Genomic DNA, 19,752 nt, shown 5'->3' with positions numbered 1-19,752 from the left:
TTGGACGCGCCGCAATCAAAACTTTAGAATAGGTGGTTACAAACGGAATCGTGAGCGCTGCCGCAGTGCGGCAGCCGGAGTTTCGAAGCGGAGTAATCCATGAACCAATACGACCTCATCGTCGTCGGCAGCGGTCCGGCAGGCCGCCGGGCGGCCATCCAGGCAGCCAAACTCGACAGGAAGGTGCTTGTCATCGAGCAAGGCCGCCGGGTTGGCGGCGTCTCCGTCCATACCGGCACCATTCCGTCGAAGACGCTTCGCGAAACAGCTCTCAACCTGTCCGGCTGGCGCGAGCGCGGCTTCTACGGACGCGCCTATCGCGTCAAGGAGGAAATCAGCGCGGAGGACCTGCGCCGCCGCCTCCTGATCACGCTCGATCACGAGGTCGAGGTCCTGGAGCATCAGTTCGCGCGCAACCGGGTCCAGCACATTCGCGGCAAGGCCAGTTTCGCGACGAACGAGACATTGGCCATCGTCAAGGACGACGGCGATATCATGCACGTCACCGGCAAGTCGATACTGCTGGCCGTCGGCACGCGGCCCTTCCGGCCCGACTACATACCCTTCGACGGCAAGACGGTTCTCGACAGCGACGAGCTTCTGGAAATCGAAGAGCTCCCGCGGTCCATGGTGGTGATTGGCGCGGGCGTCATCGGCATTGAATATGCGACGATCTTCAGCGCGCTCGATACCGCCGTCACGGTCATCGATCCCAAATCGACCATGCTCGACTTCATCGACAAGGAGATCGTCGAGGACTTCACCTATCAGCTCCGCGACCGCAACATGAAGCTCCTGCTCGGCCAGAAAGCCGAGAAGGTGGAGCGCCTGCCCGACGGCAAGGTCTCGGTGACGGTCGACAGCGGCCGCCGCATCGTCACCGACATGGTGCTTTTCGCCGCGGGCCGCATGGGCGCCACCGACACTCTGAATCTCGCTGCCGCCGGCCTGGAAGCCGACAGCCGCGGACGTTTGAGGGTGAACCCCGAGACTTTTGAAACCAACGTTTCCGGCATCTATGCGGCCGGCGACGTCGTCGGCTTCCCGAGCCTTGCCTCGACCTCGATGGAACAGGGGCGTATCGCCGCCCGTGTCGCCGTTGGCGCGATCGCCAAGGAGCCGCAGAAATATTTCCCCTACGGCATCTATGCGGTGCCGGAAATCTCCACCTGCGGCTTGACCGAAGAGGAGATGAAGGAGCGCGGCATCCCTTACGAATGCGGCATCGCCCGTTTCCGCGAAACCTCGCGCGGCCATATCATGGGCCTCGACACCGGACTTCTGAAGCTCATCTTCTCGCTGAAGACTCGCCGCCTGCTGGGCGTCCACATCGTCGGCGAAGGCGCCACCGAGCTCGTCCATATCGGCCAGGCCGTACTAAACCTCAAAGGCACGGTGGAATATTTCGTCGAGAACACGTTCAACTATCCCACGCTCGCCGAAGCCTACAAGATCGCCGGCCTCGACGCCTGGAACCGCATGGGCGAACTGCCGAAGGAAGCACCGATCGCAACCGCCCAGCCACTCGACACGGCAACGACCGTGACGGGGGCCGAAACCGCAACGACCGAAAAGAAAAAAGCCGCCTCGAAATGAAGCGGCTTTCCCGGAGCCTCGATATGAAAATGGCCCCTTCCGAGGCCATTTTCGTCAGGATCAACGCGAATAGAATTCGACGACCAGATGCGGTTCCATGATGACCGGATACGGCACGTCGGAAAGGCTCGGAACGCGGACGAAGGTTGCCGTCATCTTGTTGTGGTCGGCTTCGATATAGTCCGGAACGTCGCGCTCAGCGAGGCTTACCGCTTCCAGAACCGAAACGAGCTGCTTCGACTTCTGGCGGACTTCGATCACGTCACCGGCCTTGCAACGGTAGGAGCCGATGTTGACGCGAACGCCGTTGACGGTCACATGGCCGTGGTTGACGAACTGGCGGGCCGCGAAAACCGTCGGCACGAACTTGGCGCGGTAGACGATGGCGTCGAGGCGCGATTCCAGGAGGCCGATCAGGTTCTCGGACGTGTCGCCCTTGCGGCGGTTGGCTTCATCATAGGTCGCGCGGAACTGCTTCTCGCGGGTGTCGCCGTAATAGCCCTTCAGCTTCTGCTTGGCGCGCAGCTGCACGCCGAAGTCGGAAAGCTTGCCCTTGCGGCGCTGGCCGTGCTGGCCCGGGCCGTATTCGCGGCGGTTGACTGGGGACTTCGGACGGCCCCAGATATTTTCGCCCATACGGCGGTCAATTTTGTACTTGGACGATTCGCGCTTGCTCATCGCATTTCCTTCTCAACAGGTTACACCGGTTTGTTACCAAACCGGATCAAGGAAACACGCCCTCCTCTGAGCCTCGATCGAGAAGCTCTGACAGGTTTCTCACGAAAGCGATCGGAGACAACCACGGGACATGTCAAATGAAACACCGGGCGTTGCCACCCGGTGCTGGCGGGGTCTTTAGGCGGATGTCATGGAAATGTCAACAGCAACGGTTCCTTAACCTCTCAGCAAGCTGTTTCCAAGATCGGTTTGACTCTTCGAATATTCAACCCATCTCATATTTGAGGGAGGTAATGTGTCATAAGACGCACAAACTGGACCAGCCCGCTGAGAGTCGAGGATCCCGAAACCGGCATCATCCGCACTGTCAAGACTGTGCGACAGGCAAAGACCGTGCTCGACCGCTTCTGGCCGGCCTATCACGGCAGCCAGCATCATCGGGCCGAACAGGCCTGCGACGATGCCCTGAAGGGGAAATCCGATCCCACGGAAGCGCGCCGAGCCTTCATCGCCGCTGCCGTGGAAGCGCATTTCCACATTCAGTAAGATCTATTCGGCTGCGGCTCTCGCTTCGCCCTCGTCCGCCGCATCGGCGTTGCCGGGTGCAGTTTCCGCCTGCAGATCCGGGAAGGCGACGACGCGTTTTCCCGAAAAATCCGTGTGGACGACGATCAGACCCTGCTCCTCGAAGTAACCGAGCAGACGCCGCGCACGGCGGGCCGAATGGGTGCCGTAGGCCCGTGCGATCCGGGCATCCGACGGGCATGGCTCGCCCGTAATCGCCGCCTTCGCCATCATCAGGAATACGCCCTGCAGGTCGTCGGAAACACCGGCAGACAGGGACACCGCCGTGGCCCAGGCCTCGCCCGCGGCGGTCTCGGCATCGACGCCCGAGCGGGCGATCGCCGCACGGCGGCGGAATTCCGAAAGCGACAGCGGTGGCCCTGGCAGACGCCGCATGCGGGCGCGCACCAGGAAATCCTGGTAGAGCACCGAATCGGTCCGGTAACCCGATTGCGGATCGTCGAGGATTTCCGAGAGCACGGCGGAAAGCCGTTCCTCGCGCTCCTCCGGCGATATCTCCTGCTGGGGGGCGCGCGGCTCCTGCGGCGCGGACGAAGCGGCCGGCATGGAGCGGGAAAGTTCGGCAAGGATATCCGTCGTCGGGCGCGGCGCAGGCGTTGCCCGGCGCACCACGATCGGCCGGACAAATTCTTCCGGGTCGGGCGTGAAGATCAGATCCTCGACGTCCTGCGGCGCGTCCGGCAGCGGCATCAGCTTCGGGCTCGACGAGCGGGCCGACGTTTCGACCGCGCCGATCACGATCGGCAGCGGCCGCCGCGAGAGCGCCGGGCCGAGGGCGACGAAATTGCCGCGCTTCAAATCCCGGAACATTTCAGCCTGGCGGCGGTCCATGCCCAGAAGGTCGGCGGCGCGCGCCATGTCGATATCGAGGAAGGTGCGGCCCATCAGGAAGTTCGAAGCTTCCGCTGCAACATTCTTGGCAAGCTTCGCAAGGCGCTGGGTGGCGATGACACCGGCGAGCCCCCGCTTGCGGCCGCGGCACATGAGGTTGGTCATCGCACCGAGGGAGAGTTTTCGCGCATCTTCGGAGACATCGCCGCCGACGGAAGGCGCAAACATCTGCGCCTCGTCCACAACGACGAGCACCGGATACCAGAATTCCCGGTCGGCATCGAACATGCCGTTCAGGAAAGCGGCGGCCGCCCGCATCTGCTCCTCGAGGTCGAGGCCTTCGAGCGTCAGCACGCAGGAAACCCGGTGCTGGCGGATGCGGTTGGCAATACCGGCAAGTTCGGCTTCGGTGCGTTCTCCATCGACCACGACGTGGCCGAACCTGTCGGAAAGAGTGACGAAGTCGCCTTCCGGATCGATCACTACCTGCTGCACCCATTGGGCGGATTGTTCGAGCAGGCGCCGCAGGAGATGCGACTTACCTGAGCCGGAATTGCCCTGCACGAGCAGGCGGGTGGCCAGAAGCTCCTCGATATCGAGCTTGGCCGGATCGCCCCCGGACACAATTCCCATATCGATGCCGACTTGCAATGCACTTTCCTCTTATGCCGTCTCTTCGCGGCTCCTCACTGGACCGCGACTCTTGAGCCTTAACAGAGATCGGGATTCGTTTCGCCGGGCAATAGCGAAAATGCACAGGGCTTTGCAGCTACTCGACATTGATCTGCCAGGAAACGCCGAAGCGGTCATTCAGCCAGCAGAACTTTTTGCTGAAGCCGTAATTGTCGATCGGCATCAGAAAGGACCCGCCTTCCCCCAGAGCTCCAGCCAGCCGCTCAAGTTCCTCCGCCGTCCCGCATTCCACGAAGAACGAAAAGGACGGCGTGAAATCGAAGGCGTGCCTGACCGGACTGTCGATGCAGTCGACTTTCTGGCCGGCAAGCTCGAAGGTGGCGCGAAACACGCTGCCTTCCGCTCCCATCTCGCCTGGTCCGTAATGCTTGATGTCGACTACCCGGCTTTCCGGCAGAACCGAGGTGTAGAAAGTGATTGCTTCCTCGCATTTATTGCCCTGGAACATCAGGAAAGGCCGGACGGATTTGGTCGTGCTTACCATCATATTCTCCCTCAGGATGCGGCTCGACGGTAGAACGCAAGCGAACCGGCAAGCGCCAGAAGTGCGCCGCCGCAGGCACGGTCCAGCCAGAGCGCACCTTTCCGCTTCAGCAGATGCACGGCCCGTGACCCGAGCAGCGCATAGGCGAACATGACCATAAAGTCGATCAGAGCAAAAACGATGGCGAGAATGGCATATTGCGGAACCTGCGGTGCATCCGATGTAATGAACTGCGGCAGGAAGGCCGAGAAAAAGAGATACCCCTTGGGATTGGTGACAGCGACGAGAAAGCTTTTCAGGAAAATCGACCTTGCAGACCCCGAGCCTGACGCTGCAGTACCTTCCGTAACGTCAAGCGACCCCTTCGACCGCAAAAGCATGATACCAAGGAAGGTGAGATAGGCCGCTCCCAGCCATTTGACGATCGTGAACCAGAATTCCGAGGCGGCAAGCAGCGCGCCGAGACCGAGCGCTACCGCACCGATCAGCACGAAATCCGAGAGCATGGCACCCGCCATGCCGGAAAGCGCGCGGCCGAGGCCGTAGCGCGAGCCGTTTGTGAGCGCCAGCAGCACGGTCGGTCCGGGCGTTGCGATACCAATGAAGGCGACGATCGCGAATGCGAGCAAGGTCACTTCACTCATCTCTCCCTCCTACCAGAGATTCTTGCCGTCGATGACCGTATGCGGCCACTCCTCGGCGTCGAAATCGTCGAACAGACGCGCGTTCACCCCGAAGCGGCGCGTCTTGCCGTCCCAGGTGCCGTCCATCTGGAAATCCGGGCTATCGCTATAGGTCGTGCAACCACAGATGCCGCAGAAATGGTGCGCCACCAGCTTCGTATTCCAGCGGTAGACGCTGTCGCTTGCGGGATCCGCTTTCACGCGAACCTGCTTCGGCTCGTAATAGGCGTAAAGCGTGCCGCGCCTGGAGCAAAGGGAACAGGTGCAGCGGGTGAGCGCCTGCGGCAGCTCGCCGTCGATTTCGAAAACGGTCCCGCCGCAATGGCAACGTCCGGTCAGCATCGGATACTCCTCCCAGATTTCCTCAGGCGGCGGCGCGCTTGAAGCCGATCGACAGGAGGCCTGCGCCGATCATCAGCGATCCGCCTGTGCGGTTGACGATCCTCTGGATCTTCGGCTTGCGGATCTGATTGCGCGCCAGGGCGGCCAGCAGGCCGTAAAGGGTGGCGTTGAGCGTCGCGAGCGTCAGGAACGTGACCTCGAAAATCGCCATCTGCATAAAGAGCGGCTGGGTCAGATCCAGGAACTGCGGCAGGAAAGCCACGAAGAAGACGATGCTCTTCGGGTTCAGCGCCGTCACCGCATAGGCATGCAGGAAGATGCGGAAAGGTTTTGCCGATGGCGCCTCAGCCTCTTCCATATCGGCCGCACGTTCGGAGACCGGAGCACGCCAGAGCTTGATGCCGAGATAGATGAGATAAGCGGCCCCCGCCCATTTCAGCACCGTGAAGAGCGCCGCGGACGTCGCAAGCAGCGCGCCGAGGCCGAGCATCGAAGCCGTCATCGCGGTGAAATCGCCGAGCGCGACCCCTGCCACCGTCGCCGAGGCGACATTGCGGCCGTGGCTGAGCGCATAGGAAATGACAAGCAGGATCGTCGGGCCAGGGATGGCGAGCAGGACAGACGAAGCGGCGACGAAGGCGAGCCAGTGTTCAAGCGACATGCAAAAAATCCTCTCGATGAGAAAGCGAGCAAGCCATCGAATTTTGCGCTTTGCAAGCAGTGTTTTGTTGGGATCAGGCGGCCTCGTCGCCGATCGGCCTGACCGGCGGCTGCTCTCGCATCAGTGCCTGCGCCAGATCATAATTGGCCTGCATGGACAACCACGCCCGAGCGGTGCTGACACCAGCCCGCTCCAGACGCACGGCGAGATCGGGACTGACAGCAGCCCGACCGTGGAGCACTCGCGACAGAGCGACCCGGGACATGCCGAGGCGCTTGGCCGCTTCCGTCACCGACAGATCAAGCGGCAAAAGGACATCCTCACGGAGCAGTTCGCCAGGGTGCGGCGGAAATTTCATCATCACAAGCTCCTTCAGTGATAATCCTGATAGTCGACCAGTTCGATGTCGACGCCAACAAATCGAAACGTCACTCGCCAATTTCCATTGACCCAAATGGACCATTGTCCTTTCAGGTCTCCCTTAAGCGGGTGAAGCTTGAAGCCGGGCAGATTCAGGTCTGCCGGACCAGCAGCGGCATCGAGCAAGCCCAGGATACGTCCTAACTTGGCGGCATGGGCCGCCTGAATGCCCTTCGTCGTACCCGAATGGTAGAAGGCTTCGAGTCCTTTATGCCGAAAGCTGACTATCATGATTCAATGTATCGTGTATCTTAACGCGATACAAGTCTTCTAGCGTACCCACCGATAGAGCACGTCCGGCTCCTTCTCCTCGTTCGCCGCACCGTCGGTTTCCTTCACGGCCACAAAGCCGTGCCGCTCATAGAAGCGGCGGGCAAGCGTGTTGCGCTGAAAAGTCCAGAGAAAAAGCTCGGGACAGGCTCCCTTGGCGATCTCCAGAAGCGCCGAGCCGATCCCCTGCCCCTGCGCTTCCGGCAGAATATAAAGCTGGTCGATCCAATCCTCGCGAAAAGCGTTGACGCCGAGCAAGGTCCCGTCCCGCTCGGCGCCCCATATTTCGCAGGCCGGAAGAAGATGGCCAGTCCAATAGTCGCGATCTTCCTCGGGCGTATGCAGGCCGGCGAGCCAGGGCAGCCGCTCGTCGAAGGCGGCACGATGCACACGCGCGGCGGCCGGCATGTCGGCAAGGGTGAGCTTGCGAATGATTAGCGTCATTGTACCTCCAGCCGAAAGCAGCTTCGGCGGGCACACCGCCGAAGCTGAACGACAGTTTCTCTCAAAGCCGGACATCCCAGAAGGAACGCCTGGCTTCCCCGGGCGCGTCTTCGCTTTCAGGCACGCCGATATCGCGGCGCATGCGGTTCGACAGATCGGAGATATGATTCTTCATCCGGCGACGCCTCCAGGCGGCCATCACCAGCGCATGCGCCGTCTTCCAGACGCCATGTTCCCGGTACAGTTCATCGACCGTCGCCGACAGCGCATCAGCAACTAAAGATTGTGATTTATACATAGGTTTTCCGTCCCGGCGCAGTCACGCAGCCAGGTCCTCTCGAAGGGAAAGACGCAGTCGGGCAGACGCGGAAACCCCGTCGGCCGGTCACGTCAGTTCATTTGGGAAACGCCGAAAGGCGGATTACAGGCGTATTATCAGGCCCGGAAGCAGATTCCGGCCGGCATGGACACGCCAAGGCTCGACCCCGCGAGGGTCGCTCCGCCGAACAGGCGTACAAACACGGTAATCGATTTCATTGCACGCCTCCTAGTTCGAATTGCGGATGGCGTCCATGATACACGAGCGCCGGCGCTCGGCAAGCATACAATCGCGAATTGCAAAAATCTCGCAAATTTGTTGCGAGAAAGCAACACCAACCGGGCACGTTTACGCCCGCAAGCCGAACCCCTGCATCAGCCGCCGGGTCGCGAAATCCGGATTGCCGGAAGTGAAGACGGCGAAGTCGGAATTGTCCGGATGCTCGGCGCCATCGATGAGCAGTACTTTCCGTCGCGCCTGTCTTGCGATCGCCTCTGCCGGATCGAGCCAGTCGACCGGCCAGGGAGCCAGCCGCCGGAAGACATTGGCCATGAAGGGATAGTGGGTGCAGGCGAGCACGACGATATCGGTCTTCCTGCCGTCCTTTTCGATGAAGCAGGGAGCGATTTCCGCCATCACCGCTTCGTCGGAGATCGTCTCGCCGCGGATATAGGCTTCCGCCATGCGGGCCAGGTTTTCAGAACCCACGAGCCGGACGTGGCATTGCGTCGCGAAGGACTGGATGAGGTCGCGCGTATAGGCGCGCTTGACCGTACCCGGCGTGGCGAGCACCGAGACAAGCCCGGAACGGGTACGTTCCGCCGCCGGCTTGATCGCCGGCACCGTGCCGACGAACGTCATGTCCGGGAATTTTTCGCGAAGGTCCGCGCCGGCCAGCGTAAACGCCGTGTTGCAGGCGATGACGCAGACTTCGGGATCATAGTCCTTCAGGAGCTTTTCGAAGAGGGTGAGAATGCGCTCCTTCAGCGCCGGCTCCTCCCAGCCCCCATAGGGAAAGCCCGCATCGTCGGCCACGTAGATGAAGCCGCGCTCCGGCATCAGCACACGCGCCTCACGCAGCACGGTCAGCCCGCCGATGCCCGAATCGAACATCAGCACCGGCTTCAATTCATTCCGCGTCCCCGTCATTCCCCGTCTGCTCCCCCGGCTCGCCGGCCTTCGCCTGCTGTTTCGGCCATCTGCGCGGAAAGCGGTCGAGCGAATTGATGACGCCCCGGAACACGCTGATCTCCTGTTCCGTGAAATCCCGCCGCGAGATGACGGCGCGGAGATTGTCGATCATTTTGGGCTTTTTCGCGGGCGGATGAAAATAGTTGCGGGCGTCGAGCGCCTCTTCCAGATGTTCGAACAGGCCGAAGATCTGTTCCTTTGTGGAAGGCCGCTGTTCGACCGGCTGGAAGAGAGTTTCGGACAGGTCCTCCATGCCCGACTTCATCCACTCATAGGACATCAGCAGCACGGCCTGCGCGATGTTGAGCGACGCAAAGGCTGGATTGACCGGAAAGGTGACGATCTCGTCGGCCAGCGCCACCTCCTCGTTGGTAAGGCCCCAGCGCTCGCGGCCGAAAAGGATGCCGGTCTTTTCGCCGGCCCGGAATTTCGCCCGCAATGTCTCGGCCGCGACCACCGGCGAGCGTACCGGCTTGAAGCCGTAGCGCTCCCGCGCGGTCGTGGCATAGACGAAATTCAGGTCGCCGATCGCCTCCTCAAGCGTCTCATAGACCTTGGTCCCGTCGATGACATGGTCTGCCTTCGATGCGGCGGAGCGCGCCTTCTCGTTCGGCCAGCCGTCGCGCGGGTTGACAAGGCGCAGTTCGGCGAGCCCGAAATTGGCCATGGCGCGCGCCACCATGCCGATATTTTCGCCAAGCTGTGGCTCCACCAGGACAACCGCCGGCCCCTCGGCAATCAGTTCGCGCTCGCTGTTCGTGCCTGACATGGTCCCTTTCCGATGATTGTCCGCGCGGAAATAACCAGCGCAGCCCGGATCGGCAAGGGGGGTGAAAGCTGTTAGCCGCTGTCGAAGCCTCATTCGCCCTTGGCGATCGACTGCATTTCCTCGATGAGAGAATCCCGCTCGCCGTCAGCAACGCGATGGATATCGTCGATGACCGGCTTGCCATCCTCCTCGACCACGTCGAAATGCACTTCGCTGACGCTGTCCTTCACCTCCGGTTCGTCGACACAGGTCCACATCTTGAAGGTGACCGTCACGTCCGTTGATCCGTTGGCGCCCGGCGCGGAGTTCATGGTGATATCCTTGAGCGGACAGCCGTCCTGCGAACTGGTGATGACGTCGTAGCCGAAGGGATCGCCCGGCTGGTTGTTCTCGGTCTCATAGGCCGGATGCTTGGCGGCTTCCGCATAGGCGCCCTGAAATTTCCTGCTGAACAGCCGCGCCAGCGGGTCCGGATCGAAGATGTATTTCCATTCGCTGTCGACGGTGTTCCAGTTGTCCTCGGTGACCTTCATCACCTCCTTGATCGGATCGGCGGCGTCAGTCGCCATGGCGAAGGTGGAGGTCAGCGAAAAGACGATGGCGAGCGGCAAGGTCCGCATGGCGATGATCCGATTTGTTCGAGAGGGATTCCGGCGGACATTAAACCGGGTTTGTGGTTTGGCAAGGGCAATCCTTCGCGAACGCGAAGACACGGTGATTTCTCGCGCGAAAACCCGCGCGCGGCGAGCCGAATGCCTTTGCGTTCCGGCCCGGCGATGCTATAGCGCACCCCACTGGTGTCCACCCGTCGGGATCAACGGTCCCCCTTAGTCTCAAGAGGAATTCCATGCAAAAGATCAAGGTAGCAAACCCTGTCGTCGATCTCGACGGCGACGAGATGACCCGCATCATCTGGCAGCTCATCAAGGACAAGCTGATCCTGCCCTATCTCGATCTCGACATCGAATATTACGACCTCTCGGTTGAGAACCGCGACGCCACCAACGACCAGGTCACGATCGACGCCGCCAACGCCATCAAGAAGCACGGCGTCGGCATCAAGTGCGCCACGATCACGCCGGACGAAGCCCGCGTGAAGGAATTCAACCTCAAGGAAATGTGGAAGAGCCCGAACGGCACGATCCGCAACATCCTCGGCGGCGTCATCTTCCGCGAGCCGATCATCTGCAAGAACGTGCCGCGCCTCGTTCCGGGCTGGACCAAGCCGATCGTCGTCGGCCGCCACGCCTTCGGCGACCAGTATCGCGCCACCGACTTCAAGTTCCCCGGCAAGGGCAAGCTGACCATCAAGTTTGTCGGTGAGGACGGCCAGGTCATCGAGAAGGAAGTCTTCAACGCGCCGGGTGCCGGCGTGGCCATGGCCATGTACAACCTCGACGAATCGATCCGCGAATTCGCCCGCGCCTCTATGATGTACGGCCTGATGCGCAAGTGGCCGGTCTATCTCTCCACCAAAAACACCATCCTGAAAGCCTATGACGGCCGCTTCAAGGATATTTTCGAAGAAGTCTACCAGACCGAGTTCAAGGCTGAGTTCGACAAGGTCGGCATCACCTACGAGCACCGCCTGATCGATGACATGGTCGCCTCGGCGCTCAAGTGGTCCGGCGGCTATGTCTGGGCCTGCAAGAACTATGACGGCGACGTCCAGTCCGACACGGTCGCGCAGGGCTTCGGCTCGCTCGGCCTGATGACCTCGGTGCTGCTCACCCCGGACGGCAAGACGGTCGAAGCCGAAGCAGCCCACGGCACGGTCACCCGCCACTACCGCCAGCACCAGAAGGGCCAGGAAACCTCGACGAACTCGATCGCCTCGATCTTCGCCTGGACCCGCGGCCTCGCACACCGCGCCAAGCTGGACGCCAATGCCGAACTCGCCAGGTTCGCCCAGACGCTCGAAGAAGTCTGCGTCGCAACCGTCGAGTCGGGCTTCATGACCAAGGATCTCGCGCTCCTCATCGGGCCGGACCAGCCGTGGCTCTCCACCACCGCCTTCCTCGACAAGATCGACGAGAACCTCCAGAAAGCCATGGCTGCGTAAGCCCAAAAAATCGGCTAGACATCGAACGGCAGGACGCAAGTTCTGCCGTTTTCTTTTGGGGAATCAGCCATGACAACCACCGTCCGCCCGCTTGAACCCTCCGACCGCTCCCAATGGGAGCCGCTCTGGGAGGCTTACCTGCGCTTCTACGAAACCGTGCTGCCGAAGGAGCAGTACGATCTCACCTGGAGCCGGCTGCTTGATCCCGCCGAGCCGATGCATGGTTTCGGCGCCTTCGACGAGAGCGGAAAAATGGTCGGCATCGCGCACGTGATCTTCCACCGCTCCTGCTGGCTGCCGGACTGGACGTGTTATCTGCAGGACCTCTATGTTGCGATGAGCGAGCGCGGCAAAGGCACCGGCGAAGCGCTGATCGACGCTGCTGCCGAGCTGGCGCGGCAGAACAAGGCCGGCCGGCTTTACTGGCTGACCCATGAGAGCAACGCCACCGCCCGCAGGCTTTACGACCGCGTCGCGCAGAATTCCGGTTTCATCCAGTATCGCAAGCCGCTGTGAGCGCATCTGTCTTGATTCCGCAACATCCGGATTTTAGCACTGAGGGAAAGAGCAAGAGGAGGACGTCATGACGGATGAGCTGATACTTTACACCAACCCGATGTCGCGCGGCCGCATCGCCCGCTGGATGCTGGAGGAAGTCGGCGCTCCCTACCGCACCGAGATCCTTCAATTCGGCACGACGATGAAGGGCGACGCCTACAAGACCGTCAACCCGATGGGCAAGGTGCCGACGATCGTTCACAACGGCAAGGTCGTGACAGAATGTGCGGCAATCTGCGCCTATCTCGCCGATGCCTTTCCCGAAGCGGGCCTTGCGCCCCCGACCGACCGGCGCGCCGATTATTACCGCTGGCTCTTCTTCGGGGCAGGCCCGCTGGAAGCAGCCGTCAGCAACCGGGCGCTCGGCTTCGAGGTGCCGCCCGAGCGCGAGCGCATGATCGGTTATGGCAGCTATGCCGACGTGATGGACGCGCTCGAAAAGGCAGTGCAGGCGAACCCCTATATCGCTGGAGATGTGTTCAGCGCCGCCGACGTCTATGTCGGTGCCCAGATCGGATGGGGCCTGCAGTTCGGTACGATCGAAAAACGTCCGGCCTTCGAGGAGTATTTCGGGCGGCTCGCTTCGAGAGAAGCTTGCCGGCGCGCCAATGAAAAAGACAATGCCGCGGCGGCCGAACTGCAAAATGCAGGGTGATACTGCCGGAATACCCGATTTCAATCGGATCTCCGACAAGCAAGGGCTGCCTTGGTGCCTTTCTAAGGCCTGGAGCGCTCGCAATCAGGGGCCGTAGAGATTCGGACGCCGTCAGGACGGCCACGATTACCGCCCCTCTTGCCGTACCCGTCGATTTCATAATATCGGCGGTGCACCGACCTGATACGCGGATCGTCCAGATATCTCGAAGCCGCGGCCAGAGCCTGACGGGGGCTGCAGCCTGGCCGACCATATTCGCCATATCTGCGCTCGTACCGCCGGTTGTCGCGCCACTCATCACGGCGGTAATATCGCCTGTCGTCGTCCGGTCTGACGATGCGAACGTCGCCATCGCCGAAGTCGAATTGCACGACCTGGGCGACTGCCGGTCCGGGCAGGACGCCCAAACCTACAAGCAGGACGGACATGCCCGCCAGCAAAGTCAATTGTTTCGCTTTCATGTGTTCCTCCCAAGCTGGGCTCAAAACCGAGTTCCAATTTAGTGTCGGCAAAATGAACGGGAGCATAACAAAGTTCCATCCCACCCTCCCGGCCGCCAGATTGCTGCACAAGCGGTATAGAAGGCTCCATTCCGGGAAGCGCGCCGGATCTCCTGCCAATATATCGAATGCTTTTCGGGAAGCGGACCTCGCGTGGCCGACAAAACAACACGCCGATTACTACCGCTGGCGCTGCTTCGCGGCCGGTCAGCCTGTAAACGACGGCTAATCCGCGAATACACATTTAAGATTCATGATGAATGCGGCCACGCATTGCCGCCTGAATAGATTATGTTAGGAAGACCTCGCCCGATTCCGGGCTGAGGGGATTTATCCGTGACAAAGTTTATCTATGCCACTGCGGGCGCTCTCGCAGCTATCTTCATATCGGCCAGTGCTTCGCAGGCCGAAGACCTCGTCTTCACGCTGACGAACAAGACGAAAGGGACGCTCGAGCGCTTCTATACATCGCCAGTCGGCATCGACGAGTGGGAAGAGGATGTTTTTGGCGATGATGTACTCGGCCCGGGCGAGAGCATCGAGATCACTATCGCCGATGGCCGCGCGGTCTGCAAATACGACATGCGTTTCGAATTCACCGAGGACTCCGATTTCGAAGACCTCGAAGACGCGCAGGACCTTTGCGAGATGGGCTCCTATACCATCACTGCCAGGTGACAAGCGTCCGCGTCGACCTGCTCACAACCCCGCCTCGTGCGGGGTTTTTGTTGTCGGAAAAGCTTTCATCAGCCGGCACTATTCTTCGGCATCGAACGCCAGAGATGTCGCAAGATAGCCGAGCCCGAAAACCGAGCCGAAGCCGTAGATCGTCAGCCATATCTCCAGGAGCCCGATGGAAAGGATCGAACCGGATAGCGACTGCGTCAGTACGGCGACTGCGGTGGCAGCGCCCAGCGCGAAGCCGATCGACACTCGAATGAGGATGTAACTGATCAGAGCGGGCATGTTTCTGCTCCGGCATGTCTTGGAGCAGATAACCGGAAATGCCGACAAAAGTTCCGCCACCGGATTTCGCCGGGACGCCAGACAGCCGCCTGCCCCGGCGGTCGAAGGGGTTCGCGCCTGAGCGCGTCACCCAAGCCGGATGCAGGCGCCGGCATGCTGCAAGCAACCGCAGGAACCGGTGCTCTTGCTCAAAAGCGCCGGCTGGAACCCCGGCGCGGCAAGCATGGCCCGGGCTGTATTATCCGATTTCCAGGAAGCCGCTCAGTTTGAGGGAGCAGGCGTCGTCGGCGCAGGCGTGGTTGGGGCTGTCTCCGTCCCCGTCCCGGTCCCCGCCGGCGGCGTGGTGGAACTCGGCCACAGGAAAAGGGCCAGCAGGATGACGACGATGACCACGATGATGCCGATGATGGCGTTTCTGCTCATGGGTTCCTCCCCTCACGAAACGATCGGTGGAACAATCATGGCCGACTGTGGCGAGAGTGTGGACTGATGAGCGGCTTTTTGGAGGTAACGGCAGCTCCTCTTCGAATTCGCCGCCGGTATTCCGCTGTTTCGACGCTCATCTCCTCCCTCGCTTGGCTGATGTCAGCGGCAGCATGGACCGGCTATCGGTCGTGAGCAACGTCCGAAGCCGGCGCAGAATCCGAAATGGTCGCGACACAAGCGCTGCAATGGCGACCGTCAGATCGAGATATGCGCCTGAATGTAGTCGATATTCTCCTTGATCGGGATATCGCCTGCTGCTGTCACCAGTTTGGTAAACTGACCATCCTCGTGCGGTAGGATTGCAACCACCTGATCAAAGTTGACCAGAAGGTTCACGCCGTCGGACCGCGTGACTTTTAGCCATAGGCCCTGATTGTTCATCTTATCCTCCCAAGGGGCGGGGTTTTCCGTAATGCCCCGTTCGTGGTGCGAACCGTTCAATCGCTCTGCACCGGCAAGGATCCATCTTTATCTCTATTTCTGTCTTCTGAGGAATGGCAATCGACTGCATCGCGGACAAAAGCGCCTTGAGCGCGCAAGGTCGATTGCAACTCCGCAATCTCGACATCCCGCGGCGTCACACCGCGGTTTGCCGCAATGCCGGCCGCCGCTCCCGCCGCCTGCCCCGTCAGCCAGCATTGGGGAATTTCCCGCATGAAACCATGACTGTTCGCATCGCAGGAGATGTGACGCCCGGCGGCCAGCAATCCGTTCAGCCTCAGAGGCACAAGAGCTCCGTAAGGCACGGAAAGGACCGGAAACTTCGGCGAAACCGAGGGGCTGACGCCCACCTCGTCGGGTTGGATCGCGCCGCTCCCCCACTGGCTGCGCTCGATCCGCCCGACACCCGCCAGACGCCTCGTGTGCCGGACGCCGAGTTGCGGCGCGCTCAAGAGCATGTAGGCGTCCTTGAAACCCGGCGCATGCTTCCGGAAGAATTCGCAATGCGACTGCATGAACCGATGCGAGCGGATTTCGACCTCGGTCATGTCGTCCACGTTGAGCGCCGAGAGGCCCGATTGCCGGGGGCCCAGGAAAAGCGCGATGTCGTTGCGCCAGGAAACGTAGGGCGTCTGAAAGAACCCGAGCTGCTCGCGTCCCAACGTGTTGAAATCCGCGAATGCCTGCTCTTCCGTTCCGCGGAAAGTCAGCCATGTCTCCATGTCCACGCCGCCCAGCATGAAGCCCGTATTCATCGAGTGATGGACGTCGCCTTCCTCGATGTCGGCCTCGAAGCTTGCTCCCGCGCGGGCAAAGATGTCGCCGTCACCGGTACAGTCCACCACGACCTTGGCCATGATCGCCTGGCGACCCTCCTTGCTTTCGAAGATCACGCCCTCAACGGCGCCATCCTGCACGACCGGCATCGCTGCCCAGGAATGGAAGACAATCCGCACCCCCGCCTCGATCAGCATTTCCTGTGAGGTCAGCTTCAGTCTCTCGGGATCAATGGTCGGGGCCCAGGTGACGATGCCGTGAAAGGCGGATGTGCGGAGCCGCCAGTATTTCGCAAGATCAGGGTCCCGCACGCCCCAAAGCGTCCTGTCCGGGCCGGCCACGGCCTCAGGAGGAAGCCGGCCGATCACCTCCTCGGCAAATCCGCGAATGACCTGCCGCCCTTCCCAATCGGTCATCCGGTCGATCCAGATCACGACGCCGCCCGTGGAAAGCCCTCCGAGATGATTGTAGCGCTCCAGGACCACGACCTCCGCCCCGGTTCTGGCCGCGGCAAGTGCGGCCGCGGTTCCGGATGGTCCGCCGCCTACGACCAGCACATCACAGCGATGATAGAGGGGGATGTCGCGCGCTTCTTCCCTCAGAACTCCCTCGCCGTTGCGACGGGGGAAAACATACTGTCCCGATTCAAAGATGTCAGAGCTCAGGAAGCGGTTTTCGCTCTGGCGTATCTCCTTCACCGATACGTTCCGCTCATCCATGGCATCCTCCCTCATCTCCGCCGGCCGCCGCTCCCGAGCGAGCCGAAGCGAAATTTAGCCAGGGAAAGGCAGCCTCGAAAAGACACCAATATGCCGATAGAGCTTTCTCGATTCACGATAGATGAAGAAGTGCCGCCCATCGTTCTAGACCCAAGCTAACTTGTGCACCAACCTCACCCCCCTCTGGCCTGCCGGCCATCTCCCCCTCAAAGGGGGAGATCGGCTTGGCGCATCAGCTTCCCCAAAACAAGCAACCATGCTGGCTGGCGGGAGGTAATGGGACGGGAAGGTCATGCCGCTTGTGATCTCCCCCCTTGAGGGGGAGATAGCCGGCAGGCCAGAGGGAGGTGAGGCAAATCAAAGCCTTGGCGGAAATCGGCAGAAAAAATAGCCTCCGATTTTCCCCGCCCTCCGAACCTATGCCTACAATCTCTCCGCTTCCGTTGCCGGAGTGTTTCGCGAGACGTTCGCGGGCAGGCGGGAGCCGGCGCTTCCATCGGACCCGTAACGTGCGGGAAAGGTGGAAGAGGTGAAAGCCATGGAGCGCGTGCCGAAAGGCATGCTCTCCTATCAAGCCTCCCCCGGGCAGCCATGTCCGGTTCGGTATAGCCGTGCAAGTGGCAAGGTTTCCCGAAAGGAGACCGCGAATGAAGCCACGCAGCGAGGCGAGATGATCACCTGTAGGGGCCGGAAGCCCCGAGAGAACGCCGAAGGCCACGCGAATGCGGAGCCAATTTATACAATTCCAATGAGGTTCCGCATTCGCGTGCGCTTCTCCGGATTGCTCTTTGAAAACCACGGCAGGAAGCTGCGCGTGGGCGAAAATGTTGGAAAAGCCTCGGCGAGGCACCCTATCTCCCCCTGTGTTTGGCAGGCCCGAAGGGGGGTGGACGCGGCACGCCCTCACCTCAGCAAACCGCCGATCAACTCCGCAACCCCGGAGCCTCATAACCCGTCCGCTCGACATACTCGGTATAGCCGCCGTCATAACGGTGAATGCCGTCGGGCGTCAGTTCAAGCACGCGATTGGAAAGTTCGGCGAGAAAATGCCGGTCGTGGCTGACGAACAGCATCGTCCCTTCGTATTCCGACAGCGCCCTGATCAGCATTTCCTTGGTATCGAGGTCGAGGTGGTTGGTCGGCTCGTCGAGGACCAGGAAATTGGGCGGATCGAAGAGCATGGCGGCCATCACCAGGCGCGCCTTCTCGCCGCCGGAGAGAACCCGGCATTTCTTCTCCACGTCGTCGCCGGAAAAGCCGAAGCAGCCAGCGAGCGTGCGCAAGGCTCCCTGCCCGGCGCGCGGAAACTCGGCTTCCAGCCATTCGAAAACGGTGAGGTCACCGTCGAGCAGATCCATGGCATGCTGGGCGAAATAGCCCATCTTGACGCTGGCGCCGACCGTCACGCTGCCCTGGTCGGGCTGGGCGGTGCCGGCGACCAGCTTCAGCAGCGTCGACTTGCCCGCGCCGTTGATGCCCATGATGCACCAGCGCTCCTTGCGCCGCACCATGAAGTCCAGCCCCTCATAGATCGAACGACTGCCGTAAGCCTTGTGAACGTTCTTGAGGTTCACCACGTCCTCGCCGGAGCGCGGCGCCGGCTGGAATTCGAAGGCGACCGACTGTCGGCGCCTGGGCGGTTCAACGCGCTCGATCTTGTCGAGCTTCTTCACCCGGCTCTGCACCTGCGCGGCGTGACTGGCGCGCGCCTTGAAGCGCTCGATGAACTTGATCTCCTTGGCGAGCATCGCCTGCTGGCGCTCGAACTGCGCCTGCTGCTGCTTTTCGTTCTGGGCCCGCTGCTGCTCGTAAAAGCCGTAGTCGCCGGAATAGCTGGTGAGCGACCCCGCATCGATCTCGATGATCTTGTTGACGATACGGTTCATGAACTCGCGGTCGTGCGAGGTCATCAGCAGCGCGCCGTCATAACCCTTCAGGAAATCTTCGAGCCAGATCAGGCTTTCGAGATCGAGATGGTTCGACGGTTCGTCGAGCAGCATGACATCGGGGCGCATGAGCAGAATGCGGGCGAGCGCCACGCGCATCTTCCATCCGCCCGAAAGCTTGCCGACATCGCCATCCATCATCTCCTCGGTGAAGCTCAACCCGGCCAGCACCTCGCGGGCGCGGCCTTCCAGCCCGTAACCATCGAGTTCCTCGTAACGGGCCTGCACCTCACCGTAACGCTCGATGACGGCCTCCATCTCGTCCATGCGATCCGGATCGACCATGGCTGACTCGAGTTCGCGCAACTCGGCGGCGACGACACTCACGGGACCGGCCCCTTCCATCACCTCGGTTACCGCGCTCACGCCCGCCATCTCGCCGACGTCCTGACTGAAATAGCCGATGGTGATGTTCTTCTCCGTCGCGATCTGCCCTTCATCCGGCAGCTCCTGCCCGGTGATCATCCGGAAAAGCGTCGTCTTGCCGGCGCCGTTCGGACCGACGAGGCCGATCTTTTCGCCACGGTTCAGCGCCGCGGAGGCTTCGATATAGAGAATGCGGTGGCTGTTCGACTTGCTGATGTTTTCGATGCGGATCATGGGAGGACTTCAATCGTTCATGGATCGGGTAGGAGGGGCCTTACGGCATCCCTCCTCCCACACCACCGTGCGTACG

25 protein-coding genes are annotated in these 19,752 nt (G+C 61.2%); 6 read left to right on the top strand and 19 right to left on the bottom strand.

Annotation, left to right across the window (positions count from 1 at the left end):
* Positions 1–99: 99 nt before the first annotated feature.
* Entirely contained in the window at positions 100–1,596 is a 1,497-nt protein-coding gene (gene sthA, locus JL39_RS20220) for a Si-specific NAD(P)(+) transhydrogenase (RefSeq protein ID WP_037154840.1), read from the top strand.
* Positions 1,597–1,656: 60 nt separating this feature from the next.
* Here sthA and rpsD read toward each other — a convergent pair whose 3' ends face one another.
* Positions 1,657–2,274 carry a 30S ribosomal protein S4 gene (gene rpsD, locus JL39_RS20215; protein ID WP_037154837.1) on the bottom strand — a complete coding sequence of 206 codons (618 nt, stop codon included), beginning with the start codon at positions 2,272–2,274 and terminating at the stop codon, positions 1,657–1,659.
* A gap of 300 nt (positions 2,275–2,574) precedes the next feature.
* Between rpsD and JL39_RS31125 the strand changes: the two genes are divergently transcribed.
* Positions 2,575–2,820 (top strand): DUF982 domain-containing protein, encoded by a 246-nt coding sequence (locus JL39_RS31125; protein ID WP_081952913.1) that lies wholly within the window; start codon positions 2,575–2,577, stop codon positions 2,818–2,820.
* A 3-nt stretch (positions 2,821–2,823) separates the two neighbouring features.
* Here the strand turns inward: JL39_RS31125 and JL39_RS20205 are convergent, their stop codons facing one another.
* From JL39_RS20205 to JL39_RS20150, 12 genes are all read right to left on the bottom strand, one after another.
* Positions 2,824–4,341 (bottom strand): ATP-binding protein, encoded by a 1,518-nt coding sequence (locus tag JL39_RS20205; RefSeq protein WP_037154832.1) that lies wholly within the window; start codon positions 4,339–4,341, stop codon positions 2,824–2,826.
* Positions 4,342–4,459: 118 nt separating this feature from the next.
* The gene (locus tag JL39_RS20200) at positions 4,460–4,867 is read right to left on the bottom strand and encodes a VOC family protein (RefSeq protein ID WP_037154829.1); all 408 of its coding nucleotides are present in this window, start codon (positions 4,865–4,867) and stop codon (positions 4,460–4,462) included.
* Positions 4,868–4,878: 11 nt separating this feature from the next.
* Positions 4,879–5,511: a LysE family translocator gene (locus JL39_RS20195; RefSeq protein ID WP_037154824.1), complete on the bottom strand. Its 633-nt coding sequence runs from the start codon at positions 5,509–5,511 to the stop codon at positions 4,879–4,881.
* Positions 5,512–5,520: 9 nt separating this feature from the next.
* A complete protein-coding gene (locus tag JL39_RS20190) occupies positions 5,521–5,892 on the bottom strand; it encodes a GFA family protein (RefSeq protein ID WP_037154822.1) in 372 nt (123 codons plus the stop codon).
* A 22-nt stretch (positions 5,893–5,914) separates the two neighbouring features.
* Positions 5,915–6,553, bottom strand: coding sequence for a LysE family translocator (locus JL39_RS20185; protein ID WP_037154819.1), 639 nt, complete (start codon positions 6,551–6,553; stop codon positions 5,915–5,917).
* A gap of 73 nt (positions 6,554–6,626) precedes the next feature.
* Positions 6,627–6,914, bottom strand: a complete 288-nt coding sequence (locus JL39_RS20180) for a HigA family addiction module antitoxin (RefSeq protein ID WP_037154815.1) — start codon at positions 6,912–6,914, stop codon at positions 6,627–6,629.
* A gap of 11 nt (positions 6,915–6,925) precedes the next feature.
* Entirely contained in the window at positions 6,926–7,204 is a 279-nt protein-coding gene (locus JL39_RS20175) for a type II toxin-antitoxin system RelE/ParE family toxin (RefSeq protein WP_037154812.1), read from the bottom strand.
* A 39-nt stretch (positions 7,205–7,243) separates the two neighbouring features.
* On the bottom strand, positions 7,244–7,687 hold the full coding sequence (locus JL39_RS20170; RefSeq protein WP_037154809.1) for a GNAT family N-acetyltransferase: 444 nt from the start codon (positions 7,685–7,687) through the stop codon (positions 7,244–7,246).
* A gap of 61 nt (positions 7,688–7,748) precedes the next feature.
* Positions 7,749–7,985: a DUF1127 domain-containing protein gene (locus tag JL39_RS20165; RefSeq protein ID WP_037154807.1), complete on the bottom strand. Its 237-nt coding sequence runs from the start codon at positions 7,983–7,985 to the stop codon at positions 7,749–7,751.
* A 369-nt stretch (positions 7,986–8,354) separates the two neighbouring features.
* Positions 8,355–9,155, bottom strand: coding sequence for a glutamate racemase (murI, locus tag JL39_RS20160; protein ID WP_037154804.1), 801 nt, complete (start codon positions 9,153–9,155; stop codon positions 8,355–8,357).
* Positions 9,136–9,966: an RNA methyltransferase gene (locus tag JL39_RS20155; protein WP_037154801.1), complete on the bottom strand. Its 831-nt coding sequence runs from the start codon at positions 9,964–9,966 to the stop codon at positions 9,136–9,138. The genes murI and JL39_RS20155 overlap by 20 nt, the downstream gene beginning before the upstream one ends.
* Positions 9,967–10,055: 89 nt before the next feature.
* Entirely contained in the window at positions 10,056–10,586 is a 531-nt protein-coding gene (locus JL39_RS20150) for a hypothetical protein (protein ID WP_037154797.1), read from the bottom strand.
* A 227-nt stretch (positions 10,587–10,813) separates the two neighbouring features.
* Between JL39_RS20150 and JL39_RS20145 the strand changes: the two genes are divergently transcribed.
* The 3 genes from JL39_RS20145 to JL39_RS20135 all read left to right on the top strand — a co-directional run bounded on the left by JL39_RS20145 (position 10,814) and on the right by JL39_RS20135 (position 13,241).
* Positions 10,814–12,028: an NADP-dependent isocitrate dehydrogenase gene (locus JL39_RS20145; RefSeq protein ID WP_037154794.1), complete on the top strand. Its 1,215-nt coding sequence runs from the start codon at positions 10,814–10,816 to the stop codon at positions 12,026–12,028.
* A 69-nt stretch (positions 12,029–12,097) separates the two neighbouring features.
* Positions 12,098–12,544, top strand: coding sequence for a GNAT family N-acetyltransferase (locus JL39_RS20140; protein WP_037154791.1), 447 nt, complete (start codon positions 12,098–12,100; stop codon positions 12,542–12,544).
* A 67-nt stretch (positions 12,545–12,611) separates the two neighbouring features.
* Positions 12,612–13,241: a glutathione S-transferase family protein gene (locus tag JL39_RS20135; RefSeq protein WP_037154789.1), complete on the top strand. Its 630-nt coding sequence runs from the start codon at positions 12,612–12,614 to the stop codon at positions 13,239–13,241.
* Positions 13,242–13,303: 62 nt separating this feature from the next.
* Here the strand turns inward: JL39_RS20135 and JL39_RS20130 are convergent, their stop codons facing one another.
* Positions 13,304–13,702, bottom strand: coding sequence for a hypothetical protein (locus tag JL39_RS20130; RefSeq protein WP_037154786.1), 399 nt, complete (start codon positions 13,700–13,702; stop codon positions 13,304–13,306).
* Between the two features lie 375 nt (positions 13,703–14,077).
* Here JL39_RS20130 and JL39_RS20125 point away from each other — a divergent pair, with 375 nt between their 5' ends.
* Positions 14,078–14,419, top strand: a complete 342-nt coding sequence (locus JL39_RS20125) for a hypothetical protein (RefSeq protein ID WP_037154783.1) — start codon at positions 14,078–14,080, stop codon at positions 14,417–14,419.
* A 78-nt stretch (positions 14,420–14,497) separates the two neighbouring features.
* Here the strand turns inward: JL39_RS20125 and JL39_RS20120 are convergent, their stop codons facing one another.
* The 5 genes from JL39_RS20120 to JL39_RS20100 all read right to left on the bottom strand — a co-directional run bounded on the left by JL39_RS20120 (position 14,498) and on the right by JL39_RS20100 (position 19,676).
* A complete protein-coding gene (locus tag JL39_RS20120) occupies positions 14,498–14,707 on the bottom strand; it encodes a hypothetical protein (RefSeq protein ID WP_037154781.1) in 210 nt (69 codons plus the stop codon).
* A gap of 261 nt (positions 14,708–14,968) precedes the next feature.
* Positions 14,969–15,130 (bottom strand): hypothetical protein, encoded by a 162-nt coding sequence (locus JL39_RS32200; protein WP_200883984.1) that lies wholly within the window; start codon positions 15,128–15,130, stop codon positions 14,969–14,971.
* 258 nt (positions 15,131–15,388) lie between these two features.
* The gene (locus JL39_RS20110; RefSeq protein ID WP_037154776.1) at positions 15,389–15,574 is read right to left on the bottom strand and encodes a hypothetical protein; all 186 of its coding nucleotides are present in this window, start codon (positions 15,572–15,574) and stop codon (positions 15,389–15,391) included.
* Positions 15,575–15,630: 56 nt separating this feature from the next.
* A complete protein-coding gene (locus tag JL39_RS20105) occupies positions 15,631–17,130 on the bottom strand; it encodes an FAD-dependent oxidoreductase (protein ID WP_244446930.1) in 1,500 nt (499 codons plus the stop codon).
* Positions 17,131–18,053: 923 nt separating this feature from the next.
* The gene (locus JL39_RS20100) at positions 18,054–19,676 is read right to left on the bottom strand and encodes an ABC-F family ATP-binding cassette domain-containing protein (protein WP_037154774.1); all 1,623 of its coding nucleotides are present in this window, start codon (positions 19,674–19,676) and stop codon (positions 18,054–18,056) included.
* Between the last annotated feature and the right edge of the window lie 76 nt (positions 19,677–19,752).

This window comes from Rhizobium sp. YS-1r, assembly GCF_000757525.1.
Lineage (GTDB): Bacteria > Pseudomonadota > Alphaproteobacteria > Rhizobiales > Rhizobiaceae > Neorhizobium > Neorhizobium petrolearium.
The sequence above is the reverse complement of the archived record's forward strand: the minus strand, read 5'-3'. Positions and strand labels throughout refer to the sequence as shown.

Excerpts from the sequence above, each read along its gene's own strand:
- JL39_RS20190 (WP_037154822.1), bottom strand. The coding sequence starts at position 5,892 with ATGCTGACCGGACGTTGCCATTGCGGCGGGACCGTTTTCGAAATCGAC.
- JL39_RS20185 (WP_037154819.1), bottom strand. The coding sequence starts at position 6,553 with ATGTCGCTTGAACACTGGCTCGCCTTCGTCGCCGCTTCGTCTGTCCTG.
- JL39_RS32200 (WP_200883984.1), bottom strand. The coding sequence starts at position 15,130 with ATGAGCAGAAACGCCATCATCGGCATCATCGTGGTCATCGTCGTCATC.
- sthA (WP_037154840.1), top strand. The coding sequence starts at position 100 with ATGAACCAATACGACCTCATCGTCGTCGGCAGCGGTCCGGCAGGCCGC.
- JL39_RS20150 (WP_037154797.1), bottom strand. The coding sequence starts at position 10,586 with ATGCGGACCTTGCCGCTCGCCATCGTCTTTTCGCTGACCTCCACCTTC.
- rpsD (WP_037154837.1), bottom strand. The coding sequence starts at position 2,274 with ATGAGCAAGCGCGAATCGTCCAAGTACAAAATTGACCGCCGTATGGGC.
- JL39_RS20165 (WP_037154807.1), bottom strand. The coding sequence starts at position 7,985 with ATGTATAAATCACAATCTTTAGTTGCTGATGCGCTGTCGGCGACGGTC.
- JL39_RS20135 (WP_037154789.1), top strand. The coding sequence starts at position 12,612 with ATGACGGATGAGCTGATACTTTACACCAACCCGATGTCGCGCGGCCGC.
- murI (WP_037154804.1), bottom strand. The coding sequence starts at position 9,155 with ATGACGGGGACGCGGAATGAATTGAAGCCGGTGCTGATGTTCGATTCG.
- JL39_RS20105 (WP_244446930.1), bottom strand. The coding sequence starts at position 17,130 with ATGGATGAGCGGAACGTATCGGTGAAGGAGATACGCCAGAGCGAAAAC.
- JL39_RS20110 (WP_037154776.1), bottom strand. The coding sequence starts at position 15,574 with ATGAACAATCAGGGCCTATGGCTAAAAGTCACGCGGTCCGACGGCGTG.
- JL39_RS20100 (WP_037154774.1), bottom strand. The coding sequence starts at position 19,676 with ATGATCCGCATCGAAAACATCAGCAAGTCGAACAGCCACCGCATTCTC.
- JL39_RS20130 (WP_037154786.1), bottom strand. The coding sequence starts at position 13,702 with ATGAAAGCGAAACAATTGACTTTGCTGGCGGGCATGTCCGTCCTGCTT.
- JL39_RS20120 (WP_037154781.1), bottom strand. The coding sequence starts at position 14,707 with ATGCCCGCTCTGATCAGTTACATCCTCATTCGAGTGTCGATCGGCTTC.
- JL39_RS20200 (WP_037154829.1), bottom strand. The coding sequence starts at position 4,867 with ATGGTAAGCACGACCAAATCCGTCCGGCCTTTCCTGATGTTCCAGGGC.
- JL39_RS20145 (WP_037154794.1), top strand. The coding sequence starts at position 10,814 with ATGCAAAAGATCAAGGTAGCAAACCCTGTCGTCGATCTCGACGGCGAC.
- JL39_RS20175 (WP_037154812.1), bottom strand. The coding sequence starts at position 7,204 with ATGATAGTCAGCTTTCGGCATAAAGGACTCGAAGCCTTCTACCATTCG.
- JL39_RS20155 (WP_037154801.1), bottom strand. The coding sequence starts at position 9,966 with ATGTCAGGCACGAACAGCGAGCGCGAACTGATTGCCGAGGGGCCGGCG.
- JL39_RS20170 (WP_037154809.1), bottom strand. The coding sequence starts at position 7,687 with ATGACGCTAATCATTCGCAAGCTCACCCTTGCCGACATGCCGGCCGCC.
- JL39_RS20180 (WP_037154815.1), bottom strand. The coding sequence starts at position 6,914 with ATGATGAAATTTCCGCCGCACCCTGGCGAACTGCTCCGTGAGGATGTC.
- JL39_RS20195 (WP_037154824.1), bottom strand. The coding sequence starts at position 5,511 with ATGAGTGAAGTGACCTTGCTCGCATTCGCGATCGTCGCCTTCATTGGT.
- JL39_RS20140 (WP_037154791.1), top strand. The coding sequence starts at position 12,098 with ATGACAACCACCGTCCGCCCGCTTGAACCCTCCGACCGCTCCCAATGG.